The sequence below is a fragment of the Pseudomonas sp. WAC2 genome (assembly GCF_030403525.1).
Lineage (GTDB): Bacteria > Pseudomonadota > Gammaproteobacteria > Pseudomonadales > Pseudomonadaceae > Chryseomonas > Chryseomonas luteola.
Map to the genome: position 1 here is coordinate 192,083 of NZ_JAUEPD010000008.1, position 12,936 is coordinate 205,018.

Consider the following 12,936-nt stretch of genomic DNA (forward strand, 5'->3'; position numbering starts at 1 on the left):
CATTTTTTAAATGCATAGCTGCATGTATCTGATGCGGTGTTGCCTACCCCTGGCGCATGTCTGCATCCCCTCCTTTACGGTATTTTTCACCTTTCTGGCACCAGCCTTGCTCGTGCCCCTGCGTGGTAAGTCGACTAGGACGTGCCTGAGGTCATGGGCATCCCGGTCATTGTTGCCAAGAGCTAAGAGGATGACTAAGCCGTTTGCACCCGAAGCCGTTTTAATCATTGGCGGTCCCTGTGGGGACTGAGCTGGTTGTCTTGCCGGTGCTCTGGCGGTAGCGCGGCGCTGGTAGCGGCGGCTCGCATAATGATGTGGTTCTACCTGGCACCGACCTGGGCATCTGGGTGATCGTCTATTGCTGGGCGAGCCGCTGACAACCATTCGGTGGCCGGGTCGCGAAGAGGCATAGAGTACAAGACCCGAATTAAGCGGAGCCGGGCATTGACGCTGGCTGCAGAGCCTCCTAGGCTCCGCTTTTCCGAACCCTGGCGCGTGTTCTTCATGTATCCGAAAGTCGATGCTACCGATTGGCAACTGATCCGTCTGCTTCAGGCCAACGCCCGCGAGTCTACGGCCACGCTGGCCCGCAAGCTCAATCTGGCGAGGACGACAGTGGTTTCACGGCTGGCCCGGCTAGAGCGCGAGGGTGTAATCGCAGGCTATGGCGTGCGCTTGGGGGCCTCGGTGGAGGCGGGCGCAGTCAGGGCTTATTGCAGCATTAGCGTGTTGCCAAGAAGCGCGGCGCAGGTGATCAAGGCACTGGCGTCGATGCCGGAAGTAGAGGAGGTGTCGGCCGTGAGCGGCGCGTTCGATTACCTGGCCTTTATCTGCTGTGAACGGCATGAGCAGCTCGATGAGCTGCTCGATCGGATCGGCGCCATTGATGGAGTCAAGCAGACTCAGACCTCCATCATTCTGACCCGCAAGATCGACCGCCGCAGTGAGCCGTCCCGGTAGCCGACGGCCCATGGCGGCAGAGGCTTAGGCCGGTTCGCCGTAAACGCGGCCGAAGCGGTTGCTTAAAAAGACGTTCAGGTCGATTTCTTCCTGGCGGATAAAGCCTGACTGCGGCAGTTTCTTCTCGCGGAACAGATCCAGTGCGGTACAGATACCGGCCGCTGTGGTGATCTGAATGGCACTGGTCAGCTTGCCGCGTTGCTCGGCAGCGAAAATCTTGCGGCTGAATACCTCCTGCACCAGTTTGCCGTCGCGCATGCCATTTACCGTTACGAACACCAGCACCACGTCTTGCATGGTAGTGGGCACTGAGTCGCGCATGATGCGCTTGAGCGTTTCCTGATCACCGGCCAGGCGCAGCTCTTCAAGCAGGAACTTCATCAGGTCCCGATGCCCTGGATAGCGAACAGTCTTGTAATCCAGGGTTTCAACGCGGCCGCTCCAGGTTTCACAAAGCGTGCCCAGGCCACCCGAGGTGTTGAAGGCCTCGTATTCCACGCCGTCCAGCGAGAAATGCTCCAAGCCTTCCAGTGGCTGCACAAGGTTCAGCGTACCGTGACGAACCGCCTCACAGGGGTGGCAGTATTCGTTGATCAGCCCGTCCACGCTCCAGGTCAGGTTGTACTTGAGTGAGTTGGTGGGAAACTCGGGCAATGCACCTACGCGCATCTTCACCTCGCGCACGCTGTCGAAGCGCGACGCCAGGGTATGCGCTGCAATGCCGATAAAGCCAGGAGCCAGGCCACACTGCGGCATGAAGGCCGTGGATGAGTCCTCTGCCAGATCACGGATCGTCTTGGTAGCATGGACGTCTTCGGTCAGGTCAAAATAATGGGTGCCTGTGGCCTTGGCGGCACGGGCTACCGGAATGGCCATGTGGTAGGGCAGGGCGTTGAGTACCGCGTCGCTGCCTTCAAGTACCTGCTCCAGGTCATTGCCGTCCGGGCTCACTTCCCGTGTCTCGATGCCCAGCGCGGCCAGTCGCGCCAGGGCGTTGGGATCACGGTCAGCCACAATCACCCGGTAATCCCCGGAGTCCTGCAGCAGTTGACTGATGGTGTAGCCAATATGGCCAGCCCCGAGAAGTGTGATGTTCATGACCATTCCTTGTTGTTGTGTGGAGATGGCATCAGCTTAGGGAGGCGTGCTGTTGGTCATAAGGCGCAAAACGTCTTTTATGAAGGGGCTTTTTCGTCGTTTCGACGAAATGGATAACGAAGCGTCTGTTTTCAAGCATAAAAGGTGGTCAGGGTAGCCACTGGGGCACTATCTCATCACTTATTACTCAGTATGAAGTAGTGATCGCTGAGGCTTGAATTCAGGCATGATGGCTACTTGTCTCTTTTGAAGGTGATACAAGCGATGGATTATCATTTGTCGTCTAAGCTCACCGCACTGAAATCAACCGTTGAAGAGGTTGTTGATCAGGCTATTGCTCCGCTTGCGAGTCAGGTGGACCAGAATTGCTTATGGCCTGCTCATTCGATAGAGGCCTTGTCCGAAGCTGGCCTCATGGGCCTCCAGGTTCCTGTGGCCCAGGGTGGCCACGGTCAGGGGCTCCTGGCTTTAAGCGTGATTACCGAAACCATTGGTAAGGCGTGTCCTTCTTCTGCGCTTTGTTTTGGTATGCACTGTGTCGGGACCGCTGTCATTGCGGCCAAAGCCACTTCATATCAGAAAGAGCATTATCTGGAGGCGATTGCTGCCGGTCGTCACCTCACAACCTTAGCGCTTTCTGAAAGTGGCTCAGGCGCTCATTTTTATCTGCCTGCAACTCAGATCGCCACGGTTGGCGATGAGTTTGTTGTGAATGGCATTAAGCAGTTTGTCACCAATGGTGGTCATGCTGATTCGTACGTAGTTTCTACAGTGGCAAGCGAGGAAGATAACGAGGAAGGCGATTTTAGCTGTTTGATTGTGGACAGCACTGCGCAAGGCCTGGAGTGGCAGGAGCCCTGGAACGGTTTTGGGATGCGTGGCAATTCTTCTCGAGCGTTAGGGTTGAACAACGTGCGTGTGCCTGCCAAAAATCTTCTGGGTGAGCCGGGTGATCAGGTGTGGTACGTCTTCGAAGTGGTTGCCCCGTTTTTTCTGATGGCCATGGCGGGTACCTATCTGGGTATCGCTCAATCCGCGTTGGATGCGGCCGGTGAGCACTTGCGTACGCGCAGTTATGCGCATTCAGGTGAAACGCTGCGTGATATCGAAACCTTGCAGAGTCGCTATGGCAGCATGTGGATTGCTTTGGAAAAGACCCGATCACTGGTTCGCGAGGCGGCCCGATTAGGCGATCTGGGAGACCCGAATGCCCTGCCTTTCATCCTGGCCTGCAAGGCGGATGCAGGTGATACCGCTGTTATGCTGGCTAACGAAGCGATGACCATCTGCGGCGGCGCGGCTTATCGGGAGAACAGCCGAGTGTCTCAGATGCTCCGTGATGCCCGCGCCAGCCATGTCATGTCACCCACGACGGATCTTTTGAAATTATGGACGGGCAGAAGTCTGCTCGGTCTTCCCTTGCTTTGAGTACCTGTTGTGATATTTCAGACCGCTGTCATCATTGCGCCAGACGAACCCCGTGCTGGTAATGAGTTGTCCATGCTTGGCGCGGCGCTCCAATCGCAGGCATTAGACGTTCGTTACTGCCTGGATACAGACGTTTCAAACGGGCTTATCGCAAGCGATGAGCCCGCTGTTGTCATTCTTATGCCGTCGCTCATTAAACCGGCTGCAGTGGCCAAGGCAGTGAGAGCTGTCTGGTCTCAGTGCGAGCTGATTTTTGTTCGTGCACCTGAACAAGGTGATGCGTTTAGGAAAAACCTGGGGCTGGCACCCATGCTGGGATCACACTGGTCCATTGCCGAGCTGGTTCCAGGGACGCTTGCCCTTCAAGCCGCCCAGGCCGCCAGTCGAGCGCGGCGTCGAATCAAGCTGCGCACTACTCTGGATCAGGCCAATGTCAGCTTAAGTGCTACGCGATCCGTAGACGATCATGAGTATCGTCGCCTGCGAGCTGCTGATTATTACCTGGCTAATTTCATCAATGCGGCGCAGGAAGCCATCATCGGTGTCGATGTGCGGCTGGATGTACTGTATTGGAGCGCAGGTGCTGAAGAGCTGTTTGGTCTGAGTGCCGACGAGACGGTAGGCCGTAATATCCGAGCTCTGCCATTTTGGGCGCCCGTATTGGACGAGTCAGTTGAGCAGGTGATGGCAGGCAAAAAGATGCATGTGATCGAGTATCACTGCATGGTATGTGATGCCGAAGCCGTTCTTGAAGTGATGCTGTCGGGTGTTCGCGATGAGTCAGGTACGCTGATTGGTATATCAGTAACCATTCGCGATGTTTCGGCACTGGTCGCTGAGCGGCTGGCCCATGAGGAATTTGGACGCGTCATCCGGCAGGAGCGGCAGCATTTACAACAGCTGTTCGAACAGGCGCCGGGGTTTGTAATAGTCACCCAAGGCCCGCAGCATCTGGTTGAACTGGCTAACCGGGCTTTTTATCAACTGGTTGGTCATCGCGATATCATCGGCAAACCCGCTTCGGAGGCATTTCCTCGACTCAAGGATCAAGCCCTCTTGGAGTGGCTGGATCGGGTGTATTCCACCAAGCGGCCCCACACGGGGCGTAGCATGGCGGTCTATGTGCAACGTGTGCCGGATGCACCGGCAGAAACACGTTACATCGATTTTGTTTTCCAGCCGGTCATTGCTGAGAACGGGCTGGTAAGCGGCATCTTCTTCCAAGGACATGACGTTACGGCTCAAAAGCTCGCCCAGGAGGAATTGCAACGTTCCCGGGAAAACCTGCAGATGCTGGTAGAGGAGCGTACCCGGGAACTGGAGCGGAGCCAGCTGGCGCTGCATCAATCCCAGAAGCTTGAGGCGATCGGCAAGCTGACCGGCGGCGTTGCCCATGACTTCAATAACGTCCTGCAGATTATCGAAGGCAATCTTGAGCTATTAAGACCTGCATTAGGAAACAGTAGCAGCGGCATGGTCAAGCTGGATGCAGCCGTAGCGGCCGTTAGCCGTGGCGCAAAACTATCCTCGCAGCTATTGGCCTTCGCACGTCGACAGCCACTAAAGCCTGTTCCGACCAATCTGAGTCGCTTGCTGCGCAGCATGGACGACCTGCTTCGCCGCGCCCTGGGAGAGAGCGTTCAGATCGAGACAATCATTGCGGGCGGTTTGTGGACGACCATGGTCGACCCTAATCAGCTGGAAAATGTCATTCTCAATCTAGCCATTAATGCCCGTGACGCCATGCAAGGCAATGGCAGGCTTACTCTCGAACTCAGTAATGCCATGCTGGATGACCATTACGCCCAGTCACAGGCTGACGTTGCGCCAGGGCAGTACGTCATGCTGGCGGTATCCGATACGGGATCAGGCATGTCGCCTGATGTGATGGAGCATGCCTTCGAGCCTTTCTTCACGACCAAACCTGAGGGCCAGGGAACCGGACTGGGCTTGAGTATGGCGTATGGCTTTGCCAAGCAGAGTGGTGGTCATATCCGCATTTACAGCGAGCTGGGCAGTGGCACGACAATCAAGCTATACCTGCCCCGGACTCATGAGATCGAGATTGCTTCGCCTGCAGCGGTTGGCGGCACGGTTATCGGCGGCGATGAAACGATTCTGGTGGTTGAGGACGATCTGGCTGTTCAAGCCACGGTCATCGACCTGCTAAGCGGGCTTGGCTACAAGGTATTACGCGCCAATGATGCACAAAGTGCACTCAGCATCTTGCAGAGCGGGCTACATATCGATCTGCTGTTTACCGATGTTGTAATGCCAGGTCCTCTGCGCAGCCCTGAGCTTGCACGTCAGGCCAAGCAGTTGTTGCCTGACATTGCCGTACTGTTTACGTCAGGCTACACCCAGAACGCCATCGTTCACGGAGGGCGGCTTGATCCGGGTGTCGAGCTGTTGAGCAAACCCTATCGGCTGCATGATCTGGCACGCAAGATTAGACAGCTACTGGCCAGCCATAAGCCGGTACGGATAGATGAAAACGTTCTGGTGCCTGCGCCTATCGAAAAAGCTGTCGGCACACAGCAGGTTTTGATACTGGACGACCAGACCGACCTGCTTTCCATGACCTGTGAGATGGTCGAAATGCTGGGGTACACCGCCAAAGGTTGTGAAACTGCTGAAAAAGCACTTGAGGTCTTGGGGCGATTGAGGTTTGACATCCTGCTGGCAGACGTCAACTTGCCGGGTATGTCTGGAATCGATCTTGCGTACGAAGCTGTACGCCAGCAACCTGGGCTGCGAGTCATTTTCATGTCAGGGGAAGGGACTGTATCCGCAAACATACAATCAATGTCACTGCCTAAACCCTTCAACCTGCAGCAATTAGAGGAGGCATTAGGGGCTTCCTGATAAGTACAAGCCGCTCTTGGGGTTCATGCAAGGCTGCTTTCGCCTGTAGCGCTTTATGCAAAAGGGCAGCAGTGAGCACTAATCCTGCGAGGCCCTGGCAGGCAGCATATAGGACGAGGCGCTCCAATATTTATTCCCATGGCGCGTCTCGCTCTTCCAGCCGTGAGCGAGTAATTGCCTGGCAGTAAGGCGGTTCATGATGCCATGACCCAGCAACAGTACCATCCCTTCTTCAGCCAGCGAGATGAGTCGCTGAGCAGCTCGCTGGGCCCGCTCGCGTGCTTTTGAAAACGACTCGACGCCACGTGAATAACCGCAGAGCCAAAGCATTCGAAAAACAAACGCTCACGTAAGCGGAGAAAGCCTGGGGCCAGGCCAGTGCAGGAAAGGAAGCTCCGCTTCGCTAAATAGCGTATCGGTTTGAAAGGGTTTCAGCCCTAGCCTGTCGAGTGAAGTCAGTGCCCTGGGCATTGTGCTGCTGATGATATATTTCGCCTGAGCTGTCAGCTCACGCGTTGTTGGCGGAGCAGGATCATCCATGACCTCGGACAGGTTGTAATCACTGATCCAACGGTGCATATCAGAGGGCGAGACTTTGCCTGGACATGGTTTTAATGTTGGCTGTCCATGTCGCATAAGTATGATCTTCATCCCTGTCTTCCTGAAACTGTAGCCAGACTCTATTGATGAGCAAGCGATTAGCGCTTGAGTGACAACGCAGAGGATAGTGGGCGCCTTTGGAGTGCGCTCCGTTTCATGTTTCAGCTACGTGACGGTAAAGCCTGTTCAGACGTGCCGACCATAGCACAAGGGACAGGTTTGGAAGACGTTATGCTGGCCCGTGAAATCGACGCCTAGCATAAGGAATTGCCCATGAAATGCCCGCACTGCTCCGCCTCCATTAGTTTCTTCTCACCTGCAATCTTGGGGCCTGCCAAGCCCGGCGGTGCTCGGTATTGCAAGGCATGCCGTAACGCCTTCAAGATCACCAAAGGTTTCGGCCCGGGGCTTCTGATTGCCCTGGCGGTTGCTGTAGCAGGTTTCTTCCTGTTGCGTCCTGTTCCAACCATAGGACCTGCCCTATGGGGTGTGGTGACAGCCGCTGCGGTTTTTATAGCCATTGCCCGTTTAGAAAAGCATTAAGGCAAGTGCCTGGGCTGCTTAAAGCAGCCCAGGCACTTTGGCCTGCTTACTTCGCCGCGGTTACTCGCCAGATGACGTTACCCACATCATCCGCAACCAGCAGATCACCCTGCTTGTCATTGATGACTCCAACTGGGCGGCCCTGGGCTTCTTCCTTCTGATTCAAAAAGCCGGTCAGTACATCCTGGGGTGCGCCGTTGGGCTTGCCGTCCTGGAAGGGGATGAAGACCACCTTGTAGCCGCTCTTGGGTTTGCGGTTCCAGGAGCCGTGCTGGCCGATGAACATCCCATAACGGTACTGTTCCGGCAAGGCATCACCCTTGGAGAAGGTCAGGCCCAGCGAGGCAGTGTGGGTGCCAAGGGCATAGTCAGGCACGATGGCTTTGGCGACCAGGTCCGGGCGCTGCGGTTTGACGCGCTCGTCTACATGCTGGCCGTAATAGCTGTAGGGCCAGCCATAGAAACCGCCGTCCTGAACCGAGGTGGCATAGTCAGGTACGAGGTCACTGCCAATCTCGTCACGCTCGTTTACTGTTGTCCAGAGCTTGCCGGTTTGCGGCTCCCAATCCATGCCATTGGGATTACGCAGACCTGTGCCGTACAGCCGCATTTTGCTGGTGGCGCGGTCCAGCTCCCAGATGGCCGCACGGCCTTCCTCGATGTCCATACCGTTCTCACCGACGTTGCTGTTGGAGCCAACCGTGATGTACAGCTTGCTGCCATCCTGGCTTGCAATCACGTTCTTGGTCCAGTGGTGGTTGATGCCGGCAGGCAGGTCGACCACCTTGGTGCCCTGGTCCTGGATAGTCGTATCGCCTTCCTTGTAAGGGAAGCGCACCAGCGCATCGGCATTGGCCACGTAGAAGTCATTGCCGACCAGGGTCATGCCAAAGGGCGAGTGCAGGCCCTCCAGAAAGGTCGTTCGGGTTTCGGCCACGCCATCGTGGTCAGCATCGCGCAGCAGGGTGATGCGGTTAGCGCTGGGCACGCCGGCTCCGGCCTTGCTCATCATCATGCCCTGGACCTGCTTGCGGATATTGAAGCCCGCCGGCTCTTGTGTGGGCTTGTTCGATTCGGCGACCAGAACGTCACCGTTGGGCAATACATAGATCCAGCGGGGATGATCAAGGCCGGTGGCAAAGGCGTTGACTTGAAGGCCTTGGGCAGCAGTGGGTTTACCGCCTTCCGGCCAGCCGGTGGCGGGCGCTACGTTGACCAGAGGGATAAGGCTGGTCTTGGGCTCGGGAAGTTGCGGCTTGGGGCCATAGGCGGCATCTGGGCCAAGCTTGGACGGCTCGCCACATCCGGCCAGGGCAATAGCAAGCGCTGAAGCGTACAGGGGACGAAGATTGGTCATGGGTAACGCCTTTTATATAGTTGGTGATGCGTTCCATAGGTCCCGTCAGCCGCTACTGCAAAGGCGTATCAGCGAGACCTGTTCATTGCCTCCGCGCCTTGGCCTCACGACGTCTACGATGGAGGATCGGCTCGGTATAGCCGCTGGGCTGCTTCGCTCCCTCCAGAACGAGGTCCAGGGCAGCCCGAAAAGCGATATTGCTATCGAAATCAGGCTCCATGGCGCGGTAATGGGGATCGCCTGCATTTTGCTGATCCACCACTAGAGCCATGCGACGGAAAGCTTCGATCGTTTGTTCCCTATTAATCACACCATGATGTAACCAATTCGCAAGCAATTGGCTCGAAATACGCAGTGTGGCACGGTCTTCCATGAGTCCCACATCATCGAGGTCCGGCACCTTGGAGCAGCCGATCCCCTGATCAATCCACCGCACCACATAGCCCAGGATGCTCTGGACATTACTGTCCAGCTCTTCCTGGATCTCTTCAGCGTTGAGTTCGGTGACATCAACCAGCGGAATGCTCAATAGATCCTCTCGTGCGGCCGGCGTACGCTTGGCTAACTCGACCTGCCGTACAGCCACATCGACCTGATGGTAGTGGATAGCGTGGAGCGTAGCGGCCGTAGGCGAGGGTACCCAGGCCGTACTGGCTCCGCTCTGGGGGTGGGCGATTTTTTGTTCGAGCATGGCGGCCATCATGTCCGGCATGGCCCACATGCCCTTGCCAATCTGCGCACGGCCACGCAGACCGCAGGCCAGCCCGACGTCCACGTTGTTGTCCTCATAAGCTCTGAACCAGGTGGCACGCTTCATGAGAGCCTTGCGGATGAGAGGGCCGGCCTCCATCGAGGTATGGATCTCATCGCCGGTGCGATCAAGAAAGCCGGTGTTGATAAACACGATCCGTTCCTTCACCGCAGCAATACAGGCCTTGAGGTTGACGCTGGTCCGCCGCTCCTCGTCCATGATACCGATCTTGAGCGTATGGCGCGGTAGGCCAAGGAGGTCCTCGACCTGCCCGAACAGCGTGCCGGTAAAGGCTACCTCTTCCGGCCCGTGCAGCTTGGGCTTGACGATATACACTGAGCCCGTGCGCGAGTTGGGGCGCGACGTGTTGCCGTTCAGGTTGTGCAGGGCGCACAGGCTGGTAAAGACGGCGTCCAGTATGCCTTCGGGAACCTCGTTGCCGTCGCGGTCCAGGATGGCGTCTGTCGTCATCAAAAGGCCGACATTGCGGACAAACAGCAGTGAACGGCCGGGCAGGACCAACTCGTTGCCATCAGCAGCGATGTAGGGCCGATCCGGGTTCATGATCCGGGTAAAGGCCTTGTCGTTCTTGGTGATGTCTTGGGAGAGGTCACCTTTCATCAAGCCCAGCCAGTTGCGGTAGACCTGTACCTTGTCTTCGGCGTCTACCGCTGCGACGGAGTCTTCGCAATCCATGATGGTCGTCAGGGCCGATTCGAGCAGAATATCGCTCACGCCTGCCGCATCGGCGTGGCCGATCGGGTTGTTGCGGTCAATCTGGATTTCGATATGCAGCCCATGGTGCCTGAGCAGAATGGCCTCCGGCTGCGAAGCCTGCCCGCGATAGCCGACAAAGGCGTCCGGCTCGGCCAGGCAAACGTAGCGACTGTCGCCAATCTCGGCCATGAGTTCGCCACGCTGGACACTGTAGCCTCTGACATTGCCATGGGAGTATTCAGCAAGCGGCACGGCTTCGTCGAGAAAGCCCCGGGCATAGGCCACAACCTTTTCGCCCCGGAGCGGGTTATAGCTATCGCAGATTTCAACCGTGCTGTCTTCAGGGATCGCGTCACTGCCATAGAGCGCATCGTATAGCGAACCCCAGCGTGCGTTGGCGGCATTGAGCGCAAAGCGGGCATTCGTGACCGGCACGACCAGTTGCGGCCCGGCGAGCTGGGCAATTTCCGGGTCGACATTAGCTGTCGTGACGCTGACCTCGTCCGGCTCGGGGAGCAGGTAGCCGATATCTTCAAGAAAGGTGCGGTAGGCGTGTGCATCGTGTGGCTGTCCGGCACGCGCCAGATGCCATTGATCGATACGGACCTGGAGCTGGTTACGGGTCTCCAGAAGGGCCCTGTTCCGGGGTGCAAACTCATCCAGCAGCCCTTCAAGTCCACGCCAGAAATGGTCGATATCGATGTTTGTGCCTGGAATCGCCTGAGTCTTTACGAACTCATGAAGGGCGGTGGCTATCTGCAGGCCGCCGATGGTTTTTCTTTTACTCATTGTTCGCCTCGCTTGGCTGCACGACGCGCCGACATTCGGTGGCTATCTGGCCATGTGACTAGGCCTCGCTGGAAAAGTGTCTGCCACAGGCAAAACGATGGCAGGTCCGTTCATGAAAAGTGGGTCGGCAAGGTTGGCTGGCTGTTCTACGCTGGAAAGATGATCAACCAAAAGGAGCGCTATCGTGGATGTTCTGGTCCTTACCATCATTGCCCCGGATCAGCCGGGTCTGGTCGAGCAGCTGGCCGACTGTGTTGCCGAGCGGGGCGGCAATTGGCTGGAAAGCCGCATGTCACGCATGGCAGGTCAGTTCGCCGGAATCCTGAGCGTCAGTGTCGCGCCGGAACAGCGCGACGCCCTGGTTGCCCAGCTGAAAGGGTTGGATGTGAGGGGCATGCGTGTGCTGGTAGCGGAAAGCCAGATAGAGCAGGCACCCAAGCCTCAGCTCATCCAGCTGGATCTGCTGGGCAATGACCGTCCCGGGATCGTTCGGGACATTACCCGTCAACTCACCCGGTTAGGCGTCAATGTCGAGCGGCTCAGTACCGATGTGCGGGCGGCGCCGATGAGCAGCGAACAGTTGTTCCACACCACGGCTTTGCTGGCCCTGCCGCCTGCCCTAGAGCTGGATACGCTCCGCCAGAGTCTGGAGACCCTGGCGGACGATCTGATGGTCGAACTGGTTGTCTACCGCGACAACCACGACGGTCAGGTGCGGGCAGCAGGCGCTGCGTAACGGCGCAGGGAGCGCCAGGCATCAAAGCTGAACATGGCAAGGCCTGCCCAGATGCAGAGGAAAGCGGCCATCCGCTCCATAGGGAAGGGCTCGTGGAACAGGAAGACTGCCTGTATCAGCACCAGCGTAGGGGCCAGGTACTGCAGAAAGCCCAGTGTCGAATAGGGCAGTTTACGCGCCGCTGCGTTGAAGCAGAGCAGGGGAACCAGCGTAACGGGACCGGACAGGATCAGTACGATGGCCATCGGTGATTGCCAGAGTGCCGGCTCCAGGCTGACCTGCTGGGTCAACAGGGGTAGTGCAATTGCAGCCAGCGGGACCAGTAGCCAGGTTTCGACCACCATGCCTGGTAGGGCAGCCACCTGGGTGCCCTTGCGCACCAGTCCGTAGAAAGCAAAGCTGAAGGCCAGCACCAGGGATACCCAGGGCAGCTGGCCAAGCGTCCAGATCTGCTGGGCAACGCCTAGGGCAGCCATTCCCACGGCCAGCCACTGCAGGGGCCTTAACCGCTCGCCCAGCACCACCATGCCCAACAGCACGTTGATGAGCGGGTTGATGTAATACCCAAGGCTGGCTTCGATTACATGGTTACTGTTGACCGCCCAGATGTAGGTCAGCCAGTTGCCTCCCACCAGCAGGCCACTCAGCCATAACCGGGCAATCCGGGAGGGATTGGCACGCAAATCGCGCCACCAGCCCTGATGTTTCCAGATCAGAAGCAGCAAGACCCCGATCAGGGCTGACCAGAAGATACGCTGGATCAGGATTTCGACGGGAGGAATGCTGGCAAGCAGTTTGAAGTACAACGGAAATAGTCCCCAGAGCGCATAGGCAGTAAGGCCTAGTACGTAACCCTGGCGTGGGGATGTGGACATAACACATATCTACTTTTTATGGAGAAACCTTGAATCATAACCGGTGTTCAGGAAAAAGCTTGCAACACTCCATAGGCCTTATACGTAATTGCTATGACAAATGGCCTTCAGTTACTCCAGGGCAGGTCGAAATCCTGTTCAGTTTCTAAACACTTATTGCTGCAGGGATGGCAAGCCAAACACTGATGGCTGTTTCCCTCAGCGCTAGGTTTGGGCT

9 protein-coding genes and 1 pseudogene are annotated in these 12,936 nt (G+C 57.1%); 5 read left to right on the forward strand and 5 right to left on the reverse strand.

Going from position 1 to position 12,936, the window contains the following annotated elements:
- Nucleotides 1-504 precede the first annotated feature (504 nt).
- Nucleotides 505-960 carry an Lrp/AsnC family transcriptional regulator gene (locus QWJ10_RS17710; RefSeq protein ID WP_026003906.1) on the forward strand — a complete coding sequence of 152 codons (456 nt, stop codon included), beginning with the start codon at nt 505-507 and terminating at the stop codon, nt 958-960.
- Nucleotides 961-984: 24 nt separating this feature from the next.
- Here QWJ10_RS17710 and QWJ10_RS17715 read toward each other — a convergent pair whose 3' ends face one another.
- Nucleotides 985-2,058: a saccharopine dehydrogenase C-terminal domain-containing protein gene (locus QWJ10_RS17715; RefSeq protein ID WP_150348537.1), complete on the reverse strand. Its 1,074-nt coding sequence runs from the start codon at nt 2,056-2,058 to the stop codon at nt 985-987.
- A 264-nt stretch (nt 2,059-2,322) separates the two neighbouring features.
- Between QWJ10_RS17715 and QWJ10_RS17720 the strand changes: the two genes are divergently transcribed.
- Together QWJ10_RS17720 and QWJ10_RS17725 are read left to right on the forward strand one after the other, a co-directional pair.
- Nucleotides 2,323-3,486 (forward strand): acyl-CoA dehydrogenase family protein, encoded by a 1,164-nt coding sequence (locus tag QWJ10_RS17720; protein ID WP_312271963.1) that lies wholly within the window; start codon nt 2,323-2,325, stop codon nt 3,484-3,486.
- A 9-nt stretch (nt 3,487-3,495) separates the two neighbouring features.
- Nucleotides 3,496-6,351: a response regulator gene (locus tag QWJ10_RS17725; RefSeq protein WP_289928487.1), complete on the forward strand. Its 2,856-nt coding sequence runs from the start codon at nt 3,496-3,498 to the stop codon at nt 6,349-6,351.
- Nucleotides 6,352-6,429: 78 nt separating this feature from the next.
- Here the strand turns inward: QWJ10_RS17725 and QWJ10_RS17730 are convergent.
- Nucleotides 6,430-6,987 (reverse strand): annotated as a pseudogene (locus tag QWJ10_RS17730) (histidine phosphatase family protein).
- Nucleotides 6,988-7,224: 237 nt separating this feature from the next.
- On the opposite strand from QWJ10_RS17730, the gene QWJ10_RS17735 reads away from it, so the two are divergent.
- A complete protein-coding gene (locus tag QWJ10_RS17735) occupies nt 7,225-7,494 on the forward strand; it encodes a hypothetical protein (RefSeq protein ID WP_197871354.1) in 270 nt (89 codons plus the stop codon).
- A 46-nt stretch (nt 7,495-7,540) separates the two neighbouring features.
- On the opposite strand, the gene QWJ10_RS17740 is transcribed toward QWJ10_RS17735, so the two are convergent.
- Both QWJ10_RS17740 and QWJ10_RS17745 read right to left on the reverse strand, forming a co-directional pair.
- Nucleotides 7,541-8,851 carry a sorbosone dehydrogenase family protein gene (locus QWJ10_RS17740; protein WP_019365501.1) on the reverse strand — a complete coding sequence of 437 codons (1,311 nt, stop codon included), beginning with the start codon at nt 8,849-8,851 and terminating at the stop codon, nt 7,541-7,543.
- Between the two features lie 82 nt (nt 8,852-8,933).
- The gene (locus QWJ10_RS17745; protein WP_289928495.1) at nt 8,934-11,108 is read right to left on the reverse strand and encodes a malate synthase G; all 2,175 of its coding nucleotides are present in this window, start codon (nt 11,106-11,108) and stop codon (nt 8,934-8,936) included.
- Between the two features lie 184 nt (nt 11,109-11,292).
- Here QWJ10_RS17745 and QWJ10_RS17750 point away from each other — a divergent pair, with 184 nt between their 5' ends.
- Nucleotides 11,293-11,844, forward strand: a complete 552-nt coding sequence (locus tag QWJ10_RS17750) for an ACT domain-containing protein (RefSeq protein ID WP_289928497.1) — start codon at nt 11,293-11,295, stop codon at nt 11,842-11,844.
- On the opposite strand, the gene rarD is transcribed toward QWJ10_RS17750, so the two are convergent.
- The gene (rarD, locus tag QWJ10_RS17755; RefSeq protein WP_289928499.1) at nt 11,817-12,719 is read right to left on the reverse strand and encodes an EamA family transporter RarD; all 903 of its coding nucleotides are present in this window, start codon (nt 12,717-12,719) and stop codon (nt 11,817-11,819) included. The genes QWJ10_RS17750 and rarD overlap by 28 nt on opposite strands.
- Between the last annotated feature and the right edge of the window lie 217 nt (nt 12,720-12,936).